This window comes from Geodermatophilus normandii (assembly GCF_003182485.1).
Classification (GTDB): Bacteria; Actinomycetota; Actinomycetes; order Mycobacteriales; family Geodermatophilaceae; genus Geodermatophilus; species Geodermatophilus normandii.
The window spans coordinates 3199816-3217108 of record NZ_QGTX01000001.1; the positions used below are offsets into that span (position 1 = coordinate 3199816).

Consider the following 17293-nt stretch of genomic DNA (forward strand, 5'->3'; position numbering starts at 1 on the left):
CGGGGTCAGGCGAGGGCGGCGCCCATCTGCTCGACGATCCGCCGCAGCACCGGCGGTGTCGTGGCGGTGTTGAGCCGCACCGCGCCGCGGCCGGCGGCGCCGCACCGGGCGCCGTCGACCAGCGCGACCCCGGCCTCGCGCAGCAGGTGGTCGCCGGGGTCCGGGACGCCGAAGCCCTCCAGCCAGGCGAGGTAGGTGCCCTCCGGCGGGCGGTACCGGATGCCGGGCAGGTGCTCGGAGACCAGGTCGGCGAGCAGCCGGCGGTTGCCGTCCAGGACGGCGAGCGTCTCGTCGAGCCAGCCGAGCCCCTCGGTGTAGGCGGCGACGTTGGCGACGGCGCCCAGCGTGGCGGCGCCGTGCTCGGCCGCGTGCCCGACCTCGGCCCACAGCCGTGCGTCGGCGTCGTTGCTGAGGACCAACTGCGCGCACTTGAGCCCGGGCAGGTCCCACGCCTTCGACGCGCTGGTGGCGGTGACCGTGTGGCCGGCGGTGGTCTCCCCGAGCGAGGCGTAGGGCACGTGCCGGTGCCCGGGGAAAACCAGCGGCGCGTGGATCTCGTCGGAGAACACCCGCCCGCCGTGCCGGTCGACCACCTCGGCGATCGCGGTCATCTCCGCGGGCTCGAGGACCCGCCCGACCGGGTTGTGCGGGTTGCACAGCACCAGCAGGTGCCCGCCGGCGCGGAAGGCGGCGTCGAGCGCGTCCAGGTCGTAGACGTACCGGCCGCCGTCGCGGGCCATCGGCACCTCGAGCACCTCCCGGCCCAGGGCGGGCGGCACCTCCAGGAACGGCATGTAGGCGGGGGTGGGCAGCACCACCGGCGACCCGGGCCGGGACAGGTGGGTGATCGCCGCGGACAGCCCGGCGAGGACGTCGGCCAGCGGCCGGATCCGCTCCGGCGGCACCTCCCAGCCGTGCCGGTCCCGCAGGAAGCCGGCGGTCGCCCGGGCGAGGTCCTCGGTGAGCCAGTCGGGCAGATAGCCGAACAACCCGCGGTCGACGGCGGCGTGCAGGGCGCGGGTGACGGCGGGCGCGGTGCCGAGGTCCATCTCGGCCACCCAGGCGCCGAGCGCGCCCGGGTACCGCGACCACTTGAGCGAGCCCTGCGCGCGGAGGGCGGTGACCGCGGCGTCGGCGTCGGTCATCGGGCGGACCAGCCCAGGAGCGGGCCGAGGCGCTCGGCGGTGTCGGTCAGGATCTGCTCGTAGTCGGGGCCGGCGAAGCTGAACGGCAGCGCGAACACCACCTCGCTCACCTCGCGGAAGCCGGCGTGCGCGTACAGCGCCTCGGCGATCTGCTCGGAGGTGCCGAGCAGGTCGGCGGCGAAGAGCATCCGCGCCGGGCCCTGCGGGCTGCGGGTGCGCGGGGTGCGCGCCTCGACGTAGGCGGCGTAGCGCTCGCGCTGCTCCGGCGTCGCGCTGTCGGTGGGGACGACCACCAGCCCCTGCGACACCCGCCCGGCCGGGTTCGCCTGGCGGAAGGCCCGCACCTGCGCCGCCTGGATCTCCGCGAAGTCGGTCGACCCGCCCTCGGCCTTGACCACGCTGCTGGTCAGGAAGTGCATCCCGGCGTCGCCGGCCCACTCCGCGGAACGGGTGCTGCCGCCGCCGTACCAGAGCCGGTCGCGCAGGCCGGGGGAGTGCGGCTGCACCCGGTCCGACCACTCCTCGACGACGCCCTCGCGGCCGGCGAACGAGGTCGCGGGCTCGCCGGCGACCAGGCGCAGCAGCCGCTCCACCCGCGCGTAGGAGAAGTCCTCGGCGTCGGCCGTGTCGGGGTAGAGCGCGCCCTTGACGTCGTCCCAGTGCATCGGCGGGCCCACGCTGACGCCGGGGTTGAGGCGGCCGCCGGAGAGGACGTCGACGGTCGCGAGGTCCTCGGCCAGCCGCAGCGGGTTCTCCCAGCCCAGCGGCGTCACCGCGGTGCCCAGCTCGATCCGGGAGGTGCGCTGGGTCAGGGCGGCGAGGACGGCGACCGGGGAGGAGATGCCGTACTGCAGGTGCCGGTGGCGCAGCCACGCGCTGTCGAAGCCCAGGCGCTCGCCGAGCTCGACCGTGCGCAGCGTGGTCTCGTGGCCGGCCGCGGGGTCGGCGGGGTCGAACAGGCCGATGGTCAGGAAGCCGAGACGCTCGAGCGGGACACCGGGGGCGGGCATGCCGCGATCCTGCCCGCCTCCGGCCCGTCCGTCCCGGCGGCGGGGTCGGCGCGGCCGAGGGCCTCCCACCGGGCGCGGGCGGGCGGCGGGGTCCACCCTGTGTCCACCGGCCCGCCGGCGGGCCGTCCCCCCGCACCGGCGTCGCTGCGGGACCGCCGGTGCGCGCCGCCGGCACCCTGCGGAGGCACCCGTGTCCGTCCCCTCGTCGCGCCGGTCGGCTGCGGTCGCCGCGCTGCTCGCCGTCCTGCTCGCCCTCGCCGGGCCTGCCTCGGCGACGCCGCGGCACGGCTCTTCACCGGGACCGGGTGCCGGCGACGCGGACCTGCTCGTCATCGGCCACCGCGGTGCGTCGGGCTACCGGCCCGAGCACACGCTGGCCGCCTACGAGCTCGCCGCCCGCACGGGCGCCGACCACGTCGAGTGCGACGTCGTCAGCACCGCCGACGGCGTCCTCGTCTGCCGGCACGAGAACGACATCACCGGCACCACCGACGTCGCCGACCATCCCGAGTTCGCCGACCGGCGCACCACGAAGGTCGTCGACGGCGTGGCGCTGACCGGCTGGTTCACCGAGGACATGACCCTCGAGGAGCTGCGGACGCTGCGCGCGGTCGAGCGGCTGCCCGACGTCCGCGAGGAGAACACCCTCTACGACGGGCTCTACCCGGTGCCCACGCTCGAGGAGTACCTCGACCTGCGCGCCGACCTGAGCCGGGAGCTGCGCCGCGAGGTCGGCGCCTACGTCGAGACCAAGCACCCGACCTACTTCGACTCGATCGGGCTCTCGCTCGAGGAGCCGCTGCTCGCGGCGCTGCGCGCGGCGGGGCTGGACCGGCGGAACGCGCCGGTGTTCCTCCAGTCCTTCGAGACGGGCAACCTGCGCGAGCTGGACGCGGCCGGCGTCCGGGTGCCGCTGGTGCAGCTGCTGGCGGTGAGCGGCGCGCCGGCCGACCTGGTGGCGGCCGGGGACCCGCGGACCTACGCCGACCTGTCCACCGCCGCGGGCCTCGCGGAGGTCGCCACGTACGCCGACGGCGTCGGCCCGGAGAAGGACCAGGTGATCCCGCGGGACCCGGACGGCACGCTCGGCGAGCCGACGTCGTTCGTCGCGGACGCGCACGCCTCCGGCCTGCTGGTGCACCCGTACACGTTCCGCAACGAGAACACGTTCCTGCCCGCCGACCTGCACGAGGGGGAGGCGCCCGACGACTACGGCCGGGCGATCGAGGAGCAGCTGGCGTTCTGGGCGACCGGCATCGACGGGTTGTTCACCGACAACCCCGACACCGGCGTGGTGTCCCGGCAGCTGTTCGAGGACGGCGCGCTCCCCGAGGCCGGCTGAGCGCGGTCACCGCTGCCGCGGCAGCCGGCCCATGAGGTGGAACTCCGGGTTGGGCGGGATCGCCGCGAAGTGGGCCAGCCGGTTGGACAGCGCGAAGAACGCGGTGATCGCGCCGACGTCCCACACGTCCTCCTCGGTGAGCCCGTGCGCGCGCAGGCGGTCGAGGTCACCGGCGGTCACCGCGGCGGGATCGGTGGCCAGCCGCACGGCGACGTCGAGGACCGTGTGCACCCGGTCGTCCAGCGGCGCCTTGCGCCAGTCGACGGCGACCAGGTCGGCGAGGTTCGGGTCGCGCGTGCGGACCCGGGCGATCGCCCCGTGCGCGACGACGCAGTAGCCGCAGTCGTTGGCCGCGCTGGTCGCGACCACGATCAGCTCCCGCTCGCCGGTCGACAGCCCGGGGGTGTCCTTGTCCATGAGCGCGTCGTGGAAGGCCAGGAACGCGCGCTCCTCGGCCGGCCGCCAGGCCAGCGCGGCGAAGACGTTGGGGAGGAAGCCCGACTTCTCCGCCACCTCGGCGTGGCGCTCGGCGAGGTCGGGCGGGAGGTCGGCGGGATCGGCGACGGGGAAGCGGCTGATCGGCGCGGGCGACGGTTCGGCGGTCACCCCGTCAGCCTGCCCCGCGCCGACCGGATGCGCCCAGGCCCTCCGGCGCCCCGTCAGTCGCCGAGGACGACGCGGTCGCGGCCGCCGCGCTTGGCGCGGTAGAGCCGGGCGTCGGCCCGGCCCAGCAGCTGGGCCGCCGTCCGGTCGGGGACGTCGACGGTGCCGGCCGCGCCGATGCTGACCGTCACGGGCAGGTCCCCGGTGAGCGGGCCCCACGGGTGGGCGGCGACGGCGGCGCGGACCTGCTCCAGGTGCCGGGCCGCGGTGCCGGCGTCGACGCCGGCGAGGACCAGCAGGAACTCCTCGCCGCCCAGCCGCGCGACCAGCGAGCCGGTGCCGGGGGCCGCCTGCTGCAGCAGCCCCGCGACGGCGCGCAGCACCTCGTCGCCGACGGCGTGCGAGCAGGTGTCGTTGACCCGCTTGAAGTGGTCGAGGTCGAGCAGCGCCACCCACACCTGCCCGCCGTCGGCCAGCATCCGGGGCAGCTCGTCGTCGACGTGCCGCCGGTTGTGCAGGCCGGTCAGGGGGTCGCGCAGGGACAGCTCGCGCCAGCGGCGGCTCTGCCGGCGCGCCTCGGTCGTCTCGTACATGGCCTGCATCGCGCGGGCGCGCGACTCGCGCTGCGCCGACTGCTGCTCCACCAGCTCCGCGGTGAACCGCTTGTGCTCCTCGAACGCGGCGCGGTGGTCGCCGGCGGCGGCGTGCAGCTCGGCCTGCTCGGCGCGGGCCCGCACCCGGATCGAGGTCAGGCCGTGCTCCACGCAGCGGCGGACGCACTCGTCCAGGGTCGCCTGCGCGGCGTCGACGGCGCCGCGGCGGCGCTGCACCTCGGCCAGGGTGAGCAGGTAGTCCGCGCCGGCGTCGCCGTCGTGCGAGCTGCCGAGGACCTCGGGCGCCAGGCCGGGGGCGAGGGCCGCCTCGGCCTCGTCGAGCCGGTCGAGGCCCATGAGCGCGCGGGCGACGGTGTCGAGCCTGCCGACGTCGAGCGGGATCCCCTGCGCGGCGGCCAGGTCCTGCAGGCGGGTGCTGAAGTGCAGCGCGTCGGCGAACCGGCCGGCGAGGGTGTCGGTGTAGGCGCGGTTGTTGAGGATCCGCAGCTGCCGGTCGACGTCACCGAGGTCCTCGGCCAGCCGCAGGACCGTGGCGTAGCGCTCGGGCGCGGCCGGGTCGCGGGACAGGCCCAGGACGTCGGCCAGCCGGACCAGGTGGTCGACCCGCAGCGCCGGCAGGGTGTCGTCGTCGAGCAGGTCGACGCTCTGGACCGCGTGCTCCAGCGCTCCGGCGAGGTCGCCGAGCTCCTGGAACACCGCGGTGAGGACGAAGGAGCTGCGGGCGATGAGGTGCCGCGAACGGGCCTCGGTCGCCCAGCGGTGCACCTCCTGGGCGATCCGGCCGGCCTCGGCGACCGCACCGCGGCGGCGCATCAGGTCGGCGGCCGCGAGCAGCGCCCGCTGCTCGAGGTCGGGGCGACCGAGCTCGCGGGCGGTGGCCGCGGCGGCGTCCGCGCGCGCGGCGGCCGGCTCGACGTCGAAGCGGGACAGGGTCTCGAGCTCGTCGAGCGTCGTGAGCAGGACCGCGAGCGGGTCCGGCGGGCGCCCGGCGCTCCCGGGTGCCGCGCCGCTGTCCGGGCGTACGGCGAGACTGGTCACGAGCCCCCATCGGCAGCCGCAGGACCCGGCGACAGGGCAGTCACGGGAGGCACACCCGGTCGGGTGAGGCCGGTGCGGGTGGGGGAGACGGCCATGCGCACCTCCCGGCCGAGGAATCCGCTGCAGCGCTCCGGTCCGGCGGGCGCTGTGCCCTCCATCACACCAGACGAGGTCCCCGTCGGCGAGGAACCACCCCGCACGTCGTCCCTCACACGGGGCGGCGGCGGAGCATGCCCTCCTGGACGACGGTGAGCACCAGCCGGCCGTCGCGGTCGAAGACGCGGCCCGAGCAGAGCGCCCGGCCGCCGGCGGAGAAGGCGCTCTCCTGCTCGAAGCACAGCCACGTGTCGGCGCGGGCCGGCCCGTGGAACCAGACGGCGTGGTCGAGGCTGGCGGTGGCCAGGTCCGGCGCCCCGATCACCGTGCCGTGCGGCGCGACGGCGACCGACAGCAGCAGCATGTCGGTGGCGTAGGCCAGCGCGCACGCGTGCAGTCGCGGGTCGCCGGGCAGCGCCTCCCGGGAGCGGAACCAGAACCGCTGCCGCGGCGGCGCCGCCTCGCCCCGGCCGGCGGCCACCCGGGGCAGCGCGCCGTCGAAGCGGAAGTCGAACGGGTGCCGGCGGTCCAGCCACGACAGCCACTCCAGGACCGCTGCCGGGGCGCCGGTCAGCGCCTCCTCCGGCTCCGGCAGCGTCTCCGGTGCAGGCGCGTCGAGCACGGGCACCTGGTGCTCGGGGCCGTCCTCGGGCCGGGCGAAGGACGCCGTCAGCACCAGGGTGGTCCGCCCGTGCTGGACGGCCGTCACCTCGCGGGTGGCGTAGCTGCCGCCGTCGCGGACCCGCGTGACCCGCAGGTCGGTCGGCGCGGCCGGGTCGCCGGCGCGGACGAAGTAGGCGTGCAGCGAGTGCACCGCCCGGTCGGCGGGGACGGTCGCGGTGGCCGCCAGCAGCGACTGGGCCACCACCGCGCCGCCGAACGCGCGGTCGGCCGGGACGCCGCGCGGGCGGCCGCGGAACAGGTCGGGCCCGGCCTCGTCGACGTCGAGCAGGGCGATCAGCCCACCGGGCACCGGATCCGTCCCCGCCACCGTGCCCCCTGTCCGCCCGACCGACCGGTGCAGTGAACCACCCGCCCGGAGGTCACCCGACGAGCACGGCGACCACGTCGGAGTCCCCGCAGGAGCCGGCCGCGACGCCCGAGGTGCCGTCGGCCGCGAGGTCGAGGGCGGCGTAGCCGCCCAGGCCCTCGCACGAGGCGAGCGGTTCCCCCAGCTCGCCGGTGGCCGGGTCGAGGGTCACGACCACGGGATCGGCACCGCCCCGTCCCCACGAGAGCGTCACGAGGCCCGCCGACGGGCCGGCGACCACGGCCTCCACCGGGCCGGTTAAGTCCGCGTCGACGGTGCTCACCAGGTCTCCGCCGGAGAAGACCGAGACCTGCCGGCCGTCCCGCACCTCGGTGAGGACGACGAGGTCGCCGTCCCCGGCCGCCCCGACCGAGACCTCCGTGTACTCCGTCGCCCCGATCGCCGCGACGACGCCGAAGGGTGCGACCACCGGCTCCAGGCCGGCGTCGTACTCGGCGACCCAGTCGCGCGCGCCCCCCGTCACGGGGTTGCTGATGACGGCCACGACCCCGCCGTCCGGGCGCGGCAGCAGCTGGTACGCCCGCGCCCGCGGGTCGAGCCCGTCGCCCAGCGGCGCCTCCCCGGTCACCTCGCCGGTGGCGGCGTCCACGGTGACCAGCCGGGCGACCGCGCCCTGCTCCTCCACCGGCGCCAGGCTGAGGTACACGGTGCCGCCGTCGGGGGACGTCGCCGAGGCCAGCACGGCCCCGGTCCCCGCGACGCGCCGCTCCGCCGGCTCACCGTCGCCGATGGTCAGGAGCACCGGCCCCTCGCCGTCGCTCCCGGCCAGCAGCAGCCCGCCGTCGGCGCCGCGGTGCAGGGCTGCCCCCCGGTGGAGCGCCGGCAGGTCGACGACCTCGCCGGCCTCGGGCCCGTCGTCCCCGGGCAGCACCTCGACCAGCCGGACGGCCTCGCCCCAGGTGAGGACGTACGCGCGGCCGTCGGGCAGCGCGGCGACGTCGAGCACCTGCACCCGGGACAGGTCGGGGTGCGGTGCACCGGCGAGCGCGCCCAGGTCGACGGTGCCGAGCACCTCGTCGAACGGCTCCGGGGCGGCGGCGGTGGCGGTCCCGCCGGGAGCGGCGGTGCAGCCGGCCAGCACCAGGGCGGCGGCCGGGAGGAGGGCGAGGAGGGCGGGGCGGTGGCGGGTCGCGGTCACGCGGCGACCCTCGCGGCGGGCGCTTGCGGGCCGCTGCGCCCCCGCTTGCCGCCGGTCAGTCCCCGGCCAGCAGGGCCCGCACCGCCTCGACGTCGTCGGCCTGGCCGGCGGTCTTGTCCGGCCGGTACCGCAGGACGCGCGCGAAGCGCAGCGCGACGCCGCCGGGGTAGCGGGGACTGCGCTGGGCGCCGTCGAGGGCGATCTCGACGACGAGCTCGGGCTCCAGCTCCAGGCCCCAGGGGTGCTCGGCCCGGGCGTGTGCCGGGAAGGTACGGGTCTGCCAGGCCAGCAGCTCGTCGGTCATCCCCTTGAACGTCTTGCCGACCATCACCGGCTCCCCGCCGTCGGGATCGCGGGCGCCGAGGTGGATGTTGGACAGCGTCCCGGTGCGCCGGCCGTACCCCCACTCCGCGCCGAGGACGACGAGGTCGAGGGTGTGCACCGGCTTGACCTTCTGCCAGGCGCGGCCGCGGCGGCCGGCGGCGTAGGGGGCGTCGAGCGCCTTGACGACCACGCCCTCGTGACCGGCGCCCAGCGCCTCGTCGAGCACGGCGGCGGCCTGCTCCGGCGTCGGCCGGCGCACGCCCGGCATCCGCAGCGGCGCGTGCTCGTCGCCGGCGAGCAGCCCGGCCAGCGCGTCGAGGCGGACCGACAGCGGCTCGTCGATCAGGTCGCGGCCGTCGAGGTGCAGCACGTCGAAGAGGAAGGGGCTCAGCAGGACGGCCGCGTCCTCGGCGGCTCCGTCGCTGCCGAAGCGGCTCATCGTGTCCTGGAAGGCGCGCGGGCGGCCGTCGTCGTCCAGCGCCAGGGTCTCCCCGTCGAGCACGGCGGTGCGGCAGGGCAGCGCGCGCACCCGCTCGACGAGCTCGGGCACGCCCCCGGTCACCTCACGCAGGGTGCGGGTCCACACCCGGACGTCGTGGCCGTCGCGGTGCACCTGGATCCGGGCGCCGTCGAGCTTGTGCTCCACGGTGACGTCGGGGCCGAGGTCGGCCAGTGCGGCGTCCAGCGAGGAGCCCGGGCTGGCCAGCATCGGCCGCACCGGCCGGCCCACCCGCAGCGTCACGGCCGACAGCGCCTCCTGCCCCCCGCCCAGCGCGAGCGCGGCGGTCTCGTCCAGCCGGCCGGCGAGCATCATGGCGCGCCGCACCCCCGGCGCCGGGACGCCGGCCGCGGCGGCGACCGCGTCGAGGACGACGCCCTCCAGCGCGCCCTGGCGCAGCTCCCCGCCGACCAGCCGGACCAGGAAGCGCTGCTCGTCGGCGGTGGCGGCCGCGAGCAGCTCCGCCAGCAGCGCCTCGCGGCGGGCGGCCGAGCCGCTGCCGGCGGTGCCCGCCAGCGCGGTGAGCGTCGCGTCGACCGCGGCCACGGTCAGCGACGGCGCCCCGGCGGCCGGCGGCGCGGCCCTCGCCAGCGTGCGCCAGCCGACCCCGACCCGGCCCTGCGGCAGCTCGCCGGCCAGCCACGCGGCCACCGGCCCGACCTCGCCCGGGTCCGCCGCCCGCAGCGCCGCGGCGATGGCCTGCGCCTTGGCGGTGCGCGAGCGGGTGGCCGCCACGGCGGCGGAGGCGGCGACGACGTCGGCGAGCAGCACCCCGCCATGCTGGCAGCCGGTCCCGACACCGCGGGCCGGGCGCGACGGCGTCACGGCGCCCGGCCCGGCCGGCGTCCCCGGCGCCGGTGCCTGCGCGGCGCTAGGGTCGGCTCCGCGTCGGAGGGGGGTGGTCGCAGCGTGAACCTCGAGAAGGTCGTCTTCGGCTTCTTCGTGCTGCTCGCCGCGACGCTGAACTTCGGCTTCTTCATCGGCGACATCGAGGACCCCGAGCAGCACAACGTCTACGAGCTGTTCGCCGCGCTGGTGGTCAGCCTGATCGCCACGGTGCTGAAGTTCGGTGACCGCACCCAGATCGGCGCCGTCCACCTCGCCACCAGCCTGGTCGCCGACCTGCAGCTGATCGCGGCCACGATCACCTGGGCCTGGGCGGTGCACGTCTCCGCCGACGGGCTGACCGCCAACGCGACGGCGAGCATGGTGTCGCTGTCGGGCGGTGCCCTGCTGGCCAACGTGGTGTCGGTGGTGCTGCTCGTCGTCGAGACCGTGTCCTTCCAGCGCCACTGACCGGCCGCCACCGACCGCCATGGAGACCGCGCCGCCGCCCCCGGTGACCACCCGGGGCCGCCGCGTGCGCCGCCGGGCGCCGGTGGTGCCCCGCGCGGAGGGGTCCGCGACGGTGTTCGTCGTCCTCCGCCGGATGCGCGCGCCGCTGATCACGCTGATCGTCATCTTCTTCGTCAGCGTCCTGGGGCTCTCGCTCATCCCGGGGACCGACGCCGAGGGGCAGCCGGCGCGGCTGAGCCTGTTCGACGCGTTCTACGTCATGAGCTACACGGCGACGACGATCGGCTTCGGCGAGATCCCCTACGCGTTCGGCTACGCGCAGCGCCTGTGGGTGACCGGGACGATCTACCTGACCGTCATCGGGTGGGCCTACGCGATCGGCTCGCTGCTGGCGCTGCTGCAGGACCGCGCGTTCCGCCAGGCGCTGGCGCTGCGGCACGTGTCGCGCAAGGTCACCCGGCTGCGCGAGCCGTTCCTGCTCATCTCCGGGTACGGGCAGGCCGGCGAGCGGCTCGGGGCCTCCCTCGACGCCCTGGGCCGCCGGTTCACCGTCGTCGACATCGCCGACGCCCGCATCGACGCCCTGGAGATCGCCAGCCACCGGGCCGACGTCCCGGGGATCGTCGGCGACGCCCGCGACCCGCACGTGCTGGGCGTGGCCGGGCTGGGGCACCCGTACTGCGAGGGCGTGCTGGCCGTCACCGGCGACGACGAGGCCAACCTCGCGGTGACGATGGCCGCCGCGCTGCTGCGCCCCGAGCTGCCGGTGGTCGCCCGCACGACGTCGGCGATGGTGGCCGAGCGGATGTGCGGCTTCGGGTCGCCGACGATCATCAACCCCTTCGACCGGTTCGGCGACCACCTGCGCCTGGCCCTGCGGACCCCGGCGTCATACCAGCTCATGACCTGGCTGGAGAGCGGCCCGGGCGCCGAGATCCCGCCGCGGGGGAAGGCGCCGGCGCCGGGCCGGTGGGTGGTGTGCGGGTACGGCCGGTTCGGCCGGCACTTCGCCGCCGACCTGCGCGCCGAGGGCCTGGAGGTGACGACCGTCGACCCCTCCCCGGAGGAGGAGCCGACCGTCGTCGGGGACGCCGCGGACCCCGACGTCATCCGCCGGGCCGACCTGGCGACCGCGGTCGGACTGGTCGCGGGCACGGACAACGACACGACCAACCTCTCGCTGGTCGCCGAGGCGCGGCGGATCAACCCCGACCTGTTCGTCGCCGCCCGCCAGAACCAGCCCGCCGACGCCGCCCTGTTCGCCGCGATGGAGGTCGACGCGCTGCTCGTGCCGACCGAGGTGGTCGCCCACGACGCCTACGCCCGGCTGAGCACGCCGCTGCTGTGGCGCTTCCTGCGCGAGCTGCCGCGCCAGTCCGACGCGTGGTCGGCGGGCGTCGTCGAGCGGCTGCTGGACGCCTGCGGCAGCCACCTCGAGGCGTTGTGGAAGGTGCGGCTGACCGCCGACGACGCGCCGGCGCTGTACCCGCGGCTGGCCGGCGGGCGGTTCCGCCTCCGCGACCTGCTGCGCGACCCCGCCGACCGGGACCAGGCACTCCTCGCCGTCCCGCTGCTGGCGCTGCGCGGCGGGGACGCGCTGCTCGCGCCCGAGGGGGACCTGGTGCTCGAGCCCGGCGACGAGCTGCTGTTCGCCGGCCGGGCGGCGGTGCACCGCGAGGTCGAGGCGACGATGTTCATCGACGGCGTCGCCGACTACCTGCTCACCGGCCAGCGGGTGCCGCAGAGCTGGATCTGGCGGAAGCTGACCCGGTCGGCGCCGGTGCCGGACGCGACCGCCGCCTCCTGACCGCGCGCCGACGGGGGGAGTTCCCGTGGCCGAGCAGGGACCGGTCCGGCGGTTGCTCGACGGCCTCACCGGCCGTGGGGACTCCGTCCGCCCGCCGCAGCTGCGCACCGACGACAACCGCTCGGCCTCGCGCCTGGAGCTGTTCTTCGACCTGGCGTTCGTCCTCGTCGTGGCCGAGCTGGCCATCGCCCTGCGCGAGGACGTGACGCCGCACGGCTTCCTCGTCTTCGGCGGGCTGTTCGCGACGGTGTGGTGGTCGTGGGTGAGCTCCACGCTCTACGCCAACCGCTTCGACCACGACGACGTCGTCTACCGGCTGTACAAGCTCGGCAGCATGGCGGCCGTCGTCGGGCTGGCGGCGTCGGCGTCGGAGGCGACGAAGGAGCGCTTCGTCCCCTTCGTGCTCTGCCACGTCGCGCTGCGCGTGATGCTGCTCCTGCAGTACCGCCGGGCGCACCGGCACGTCCCGGAGGCGCGGCCGATCACGCGGCTGTACCTGCTCGGGGCGGGCGCCGGGGCCGTGCTGTGGGCCGTGTCGCTCGCGGTGCCGCGGCCGGCGGCCTACGCGCTGTGGGCGGCCGCGGTCCTGGCCGAGGCGCTCGTGCCGCTGCTGGCGACGCGGTCGCGGGCCGACGTGCCGCTGCACGTCGAGCACCTGCCCGAGCGGTTCGCGCTGTTCGTCATCCTCGTGCTGGGCGAGCCGGTGGCCGCGATCGCGCACGGGCTCTACGACGCGGAGTGGTCGGGTGCCGCGCTGCCGGTGGCGGCGCTGGGGTTCGTGCTCGCCGCGGCCCTGTGGTGGAGCTACTTCGACCTCGCCGGCGCGCGGGCGAAGAAGCTGCTCGACGAGGCAGGGGAGTCCAACGGCGCGCACTCCCACGACGTCTACGTCTTCGGGCACCTGCCCCTGACCCTGGCGCTGGCGACGGTGGGCGCCGGCCTGGAGCTCGCCGTCGTCGAGGCCGGGGCGGGCGAGGTGCCGGCGGGGACCCGGCTGCTGGTGGCCGGCGGGGTCGCGGTCTACCTGGCCTCGGCGAGCCTCACCGCGTCGGCGATGACGGGGGACTCCCGCCGCGGGTGGTGGTGGCCGCTGCTGGCCGCCGTCGTCGCCGCGCTCGACGCGCTGCTGGAGCTGCCGGCCGTGGTGGTGATCGGCACGCTGGCCGCACTCGTCGGCCTCGTGGTGGTCGCCGGCTCGGTGCAGCGGTCCTCCGGCGACCTGGAGACCGAGGAGGTCTGACCCGGCCGGCGCACAGGGACCTCCGACCCTCCCGCCGGCCGCCGGGTCGGCGTGCACTGGAGCCGGCGGGTCGTCGAGGACCGGCCGGGAGGTGCGCTGCCGTGGACGCGTTCCCGGGAGGCGGCGGTGCCGTGGGTGGCGGGATCGTCGTCGGGGTCGACGGGTCGGCGTGCGCGCGGACGGCGCTGGCATGGGCCGGCCGGCTGGCCGCCCGGTCCGGCATGCCGCTCCTGGTGGTCCGCGGCTGGAGCCTGACCACCGCACCGCGGCCGGACTGCTGGGAGCCGGCGTACGTGCCGCCGCTGTCGGAGTACGAGGCGGCGGTGCGCCGCGCGCTCGCCGACGACGTCGCCGCGGCCGGGGTGCCCGCCGACGTCGCGGTGACCTGCACCGCGGTGCACCGCGCCCCCGTCGACGCCCTGCTCGGGGCGGCCGGGGGTGCCGAGCTGCTCGTCGTGGGCGCCCGCGGGCGCGGGGGCGCCCGCGGGCGGCTGCTGGGATCGGTGGCCACGTCGGTGCTCCGGGCGGCGGACTGCCCGGTGACCGTCGTGCGCCCGGGCAGGACGGCGCCCGGGGCGGGCGCCACGAGGGAGGAGCGCCATGAGCACGTCAGCACCGACGCCCGGTGACGACCGGCGGCGCTGGGAGATGTCCCCGGGGGAGAAGCTGATCGCCCAGTGGGAGGCGCAGCACGACGTCGCCGCCCGCGGCTCGCGCTGCGACCCGCTCGGCCTGCAGCACCAGCTCAGCCGGGAGCGCCTCGCCGACCGCACGCGTCCGCCGAGCCCCCGGACACCCGCCGGCGCCACCGCGTCGCGGGCGGCCGACGAGCCGGCGCCCGCCGAGGCGGCGCACCCCGAGCCCCCGACGGCCCGGCGGCACCCGTGGCGGCGGTTCCACCACCACGCCTCCGAGCACTGACCCCCCGGAGGTCCGCCGGTCGGGACCGTGGGGGGAACGTGGGAGGAACGTGGGGGTCCTGAGGGTGGGACGCCGGCGGCCCCGCCGACAGGCTCGTCGGCATGACGACCACCCGCACCGGCACCGCCACCCGCACCGTCCCGATGGCCGACGTCCGCGACATGTACGTCGTCCACCGCGCCTTCCGCCGCGAGTTCGGGCTCCTGCCCGGGCTCGTGCGCGCCGTCGCCCCCGGCGACACCGCGCGCGCCGCCGTCCTGGCCCGGCACGCCCGGATGGTGCTGCTCGGCCTGCACCTGCACCACACCGGCGAGGACGACCTGCTCTGGCCCAAGCTGCTCGAGCGGTGCCCGCCCGACGCCGCGCTCGTGCGCCGCATGGAGGCGCAGCACGAGCAGGTCGAGGACCTCACCGGGCGGCTCGGCCCGGCGCTGGACCGCTGGGAGGTCGAGGCCCGGCCGGCCGTGGGCGAGGAGGTCGCGTCCCTGGTCGAGGCGCTGCGCGCCGTGCTCGTCGAGCACCTGGCCGAGGAGGAGCGCGAGATCCTGCCCCTGGCGCAGCGGCACGTCACGCAGGCCGAGTGGTCGCAGCTGGGGGAGCACGGGAAGGGCCAGATGGCGCTCCGGGACCTCCCGCTGCTGTTCGGCTCGCTGCTGGAGGAGTGCAGCCCGGAGGAGCGCACGATGATGCTGCACGTCGTGCCGTTCCCGGTACGGCTGCTCCTGCAGACGGTCTTCGCCCGGCGGTACCGCCGCTACGTCAGCGAGATCCGCGGGACCGCCTGATCTCCCCGGCCAGGGCCGGGACGTCCGCCGGGCGCACCAGCCGGCCGGCGTCCCAGGCCCGCCCGAAGGCCGTCTCACCCAGCGTCGCGCGGACCTCCGGCAGCACGTCGCGGGCCAGCTCGACGTCGGGTGGGAAGGCCACCGCCACCGAGGAGGCCTCCGCCGTCGCCGACCCCGCCGCGAACAGCCGGGCCGCCAGGTCGGGCAGGCCGCGGCGGGCGGCGACGACGGCCAGCCCGGGGAGCGTGTAGGCCAGCGTCCAGGTGGTGCGGACCTCCGCGGCGAGGTCGGCGGCCTCGCTCCACCGGGCCAGGGCCGTGTCCTCGTCGCCGGCGAGGAGCGCGAGCGAGGCCTGCACGTTGAGCACCGTGGCCAGCGTGAACGGGCTCCCCAGCTCCCGGGCCAGCCGCTCGGCGACCGCCAGCTCGGCCGTGCCCCCGCCGAGGTCGCCGGCCCGCAGCAGCAGCTGTCCCCGGGCGCTCACGGCGTGCGCCCGAGCCCAGGGCTGGCCGGCCTCCTCCGCCAGCCGCTGCGCCTCGTCGAGCTCGGCTGCGGCCGCGTCGAGGTCCCCGAGGAAGACGGCGGCCGAGCCGGTGAGCACCAGCGCGAGGGCGTGCAGGTCGCCGGCCCCGGCGTCGGCCGCGGCGCGAGCGGCGTCGGCAGCCGCCGCGCGGGTGCCCGGGACGTCGCCCGACGCGTAGCGGAGCGCGGCCGTCCCCAGCAGCAGGCGGGCGGCGTCGGCAGGGGCGGGGTCGGCAGGGGCGGGGTCGGCAGGTGCGGGGTCGGTGCGCGCGGCCCGCGTGACCCAGCCCAGGCCCTCCGCGGTGTTGCCGCGCACCGCCCAGTACAGCCACGTCCCCTCGATCACCCGGGCGACGTCGGCCGCGCGTCCGGCGGCCACCAGCCGGCCCAGCGCGGCGGCGAGGTTGCCGTGGTCGCGCTCCAGCCGGTCCAGCCAGGCACCCTGCTCCGGTCCGGTCAGCCCGGTGCGGGCGCCGGCCGCGAGATCGAGCACGGCCGCGGTCGCCCGCTCGGCGACCACCTCGGCCTCGCCGGAGGCGGCCAGCCGGACCGCCGCGTACTGGCGCACCGGCTCCAGCAGCCGGTAGCGCGCCTCGGGGCCCTCCTCGGGGAGCACGAGGGACTGCTCGACCAGCCCGCCGAGCGCGGCGAGCACGCCGCCGCCGGCCACCGCCCGCGCGGCGTCGAGGGAGAAACCGCCGGCGAACACCGCGAGGCGGCGCAGCAGCTCCTGCTCGGCGGCGGTCAGCAGGTCGTGGCTCCAGTCCAGGGCGGCCCGCATCGTGCGCTGCCGCTCGGGCAGGTCCCGCGAGCGGCCGGACCCCAGCGCCTCGTCCAGCCGGCCGAGCAGCGCCGCCGGCGGCAGGTAGCGCGCGTGCGCCGCGGCCAGCTCCAGGGCCAGCGGCAGGCCGTCGAGCCGCCGGCAGATGGCGGCGACGTCGGCGGCGGTGGCGTCGGTGAGGGCGTCCGGGCGGCCCGCGGCCGCCGCGCGGTCGAGGAACACCTGCGCGGCGGGGGAGGCGGCCACGGCGCCGGCGCTGCTGCCGGCCGGCAGGGGCAGGGGACCGAGCGGCCGCTCGCGCTCGGCGCGCACCCGCAGCGGCGCCCGGCTGGTGGCCAGCACCGCCAGGCCGGGGCAGCGGGCCAGCAGGTCGGCGACCTCCGGCGCGGCGTCGAGCACGTGCTCGGCGTTGTCCAGGACCACGAGGTGGCGGCGCTCACCCAGCCGGGCCGCCACCGCCTCGGCGACCGGGCCGGACAGCTGCCGGCCGCCGAGCGCCCGGGCCAGCGTGGGCAGCACCAGCCGCGCCTCCCGCACCGGCGCCAGCTCGGCCACCGTCACCCCGTCGGGGAAGTCGGCCGCGACCGCCCGCGCGACCGCCAGGGCCAGCGTCGTCTTGCCCACCCCGCCCGGGCCGGTGAGCGTGACCAGCCGCGCCGCGCCGGAGCGCAGCAGGCCGGCCACCTCGGCGACGTCGTCGTCCCGGCCGAAGACGGGCGCCGCCGGCGCGGGCACGGGAGGGAGCGGGTCCGCGTCGGGTACGGGACGGGCGGCCGCGGCCAGCGCCGCACGGCCGGGCTCGTCGAGGCCCAGGGCGTCGCCCAGCGCGCGCAGCGTGTGCGGGTGCGGCCGGCGCCGCTCGCCGCGCTCCAGCGCGCTCACCGCCTTGGCGGTCAGCCCCGAGCGTGCGGCGAGCTCCTCCTGGCTGAGCGCGGCCCGCAGCCGCGCGCTCCGCAGCAGCCCGGCCAGCGGGCCGGGGCCGGACGTCGGAGCGCTCACCGGCGGGGAGGGTAGCGGCGGATGCCGCATCCCGGAGGTCCGGGCAGCGTATGAGCCTTGACTCATATAAGCGAGTACTGAA

15 protein-coding genes are annotated in these 17293 nt (G+C 77.3%); 7 read left to right on the forward strand and 8 right to left on the reverse strand.

Going from position 1 to position 17293, the window contains the following annotated elements:
* Positions 1-5 precede the first annotated feature (5 nt).
* Together JD79_RS15595 and JD79_RS15600 are read right to left on the reverse strand one after the other, a co-directional pair.
* Entirely contained in the window at positions 6-1145 is a 1140-nt protein-coding gene (locus tag JD79_RS15595) for a MalY/PatB family protein (RefSeq protein WP_110006269.1), read from the reverse strand.
* A complete protein-coding gene (locus tag JD79_RS15600; RefSeq protein WP_110006270.1) occupies positions 1142-2155 on the reverse strand; it encodes an LLM class flavin-dependent oxidoreductase in 1014 nt (337 codons plus the stop codon). The genes JD79_RS15595 and JD79_RS15600 overlap by 4 nt, the downstream gene beginning before the upstream one ends.
* 190 nt (positions 2156-2345) lie before the next feature.
* On the opposite strand from JD79_RS15600, the gene JD79_RS15605 reads away from it, so the two are divergent.
* Entirely contained in the window at positions 2346-3497 is a 1152-nt protein-coding gene (locus tag JD79_RS15605; RefSeq protein ID WP_245900137.1) for a glycerophosphodiester phosphodiesterase, read from the forward strand.
* 6 nt (positions 3498-3503) lie between these two features.
* On the opposite strand, the gene JD79_RS15610 is transcribed toward JD79_RS15605, so the two are convergent.
* From JD79_RS15610 to JD79_RS15630, 5 genes are all read right to left on the reverse strand, one after another.
* Positions 3504-4103: a peroxidase-related enzyme gene (locus JD79_RS15610; protein ID WP_110006272.1), complete on the reverse strand. Its 600-nt coding sequence runs from the start codon at positions 4101-4103 to the stop codon at positions 3504-3506.
* 53 nt (positions 4104-4156) lie between these two features.
* The gene (locus JD79_RS15615; RefSeq protein ID WP_110006273.1) at positions 4157-5752 is read right to left on the reverse strand and encodes a GGDEF domain-containing protein; all 1596 of its coding nucleotides are present in this window, start codon (positions 5750-5752) and stop codon (positions 4157-4159) included.
* 208 nt (positions 5753-5960) lie between these two features.
* Positions 5961-6821 (reverse strand): acyl-CoA thioesterase, encoded by an 861-nt coding sequence (locus JD79_RS15620; protein ID WP_110006274.1) that lies wholly within the window; start codon positions 6819-6821, stop codon positions 5961-5963.
* A gap of 70 nt (positions 6822-6891) precedes the next feature.
* Complete coding sequence (locus JD79_RS15625) at positions 6892-8037, reverse strand: hypothetical protein (protein ID WP_110006275.1); 1146 nt, start codon at positions 8035-8037, stop codon at positions 6892-6894.
* Positions 8038-8092: 55 nt separating this feature from the next.
* Complete coding sequence (locus JD79_RS15630) at positions 8093-9631, reverse strand: ATP-dependent DNA ligase (RefSeq protein ID WP_110006276.1); 1539 nt, start codon at positions 9629-9631, stop codon at positions 8093-8095.
* A gap of 138 nt (positions 9632-9769) precedes the next feature.
* Here JD79_RS15630 and JD79_RS15635 point away from each other — a divergent pair, with 138 nt between their 5' ends.
* From JD79_RS15635 to JD79_RS15660, 6 genes are all read left to right on the forward strand, one after another.
* Positions 9770-10156 (forward strand): DUF6394 family protein, encoded by a 387-nt coding sequence (locus JD79_RS15635; RefSeq protein ID WP_110006277.1) that lies wholly within the window; start codon positions 9770-9772, stop codon positions 10154-10156.
* A 19-nt stretch (positions 10157-10175) separates the two neighbouring features.
* Positions 10176-11963 (forward strand): potassium channel family protein, encoded by a 1788-nt coding sequence (locus JD79_RS15640; RefSeq protein ID WP_110006278.1) that lies wholly within the window; start codon positions 10176-10178, stop codon positions 11961-11963.
* A gap of 25 nt (positions 11964-11988) precedes the next feature.
* Entirely contained in the window at positions 11989-13203 is a 1215-nt protein-coding gene (locus JD79_RS15645; protein WP_110006279.1) for a low temperature requirement protein A, read from the forward strand.
* 101 nt (positions 13204-13304) lie between these two features.
* Positions 13305-13832 (forward strand): universal stress protein, encoded by a 528-nt coding sequence (locus JD79_RS15650; protein WP_110006280.1) that lies wholly within the window; start codon positions 13305-13307, stop codon positions 13830-13832.
* Entirely contained in the window at positions 13804-14124 is a 321-nt protein-coding gene (locus JD79_RS15655; RefSeq protein WP_110006281.1) for a hypothetical protein, read from the forward strand. The genes JD79_RS15650 and JD79_RS15655 overlap by 29 nt, the downstream gene beginning before the upstream one ends.
* 101 nt (positions 14125-14225) lie before the next feature.
* A complete protein-coding gene (locus JD79_RS15660) occupies positions 14226-14909 on the forward strand; it encodes a hemerythrin domain-containing protein (RefSeq protein WP_110006282.1) in 684 nt (227 codons plus the stop codon).
* Here the strand turns inward: JD79_RS15660 and JD79_RS15665 are convergent.
* Positions 14884-17211 carry an ATP-binding protein gene (locus tag JD79_RS15665; RefSeq protein WP_170149230.1) on the reverse strand — a complete coding sequence of 776 codons (2328 nt, stop codon included), beginning with the start codon at positions 17209-17211 and terminating at the stop codon, positions 14884-14886. The two genes, JD79_RS15660 and JD79_RS15665, sit on opposite strands and share 26 nt — an antisense overlap.
* Positions 17212-17293: the final 82 nt, after the last annotated feature.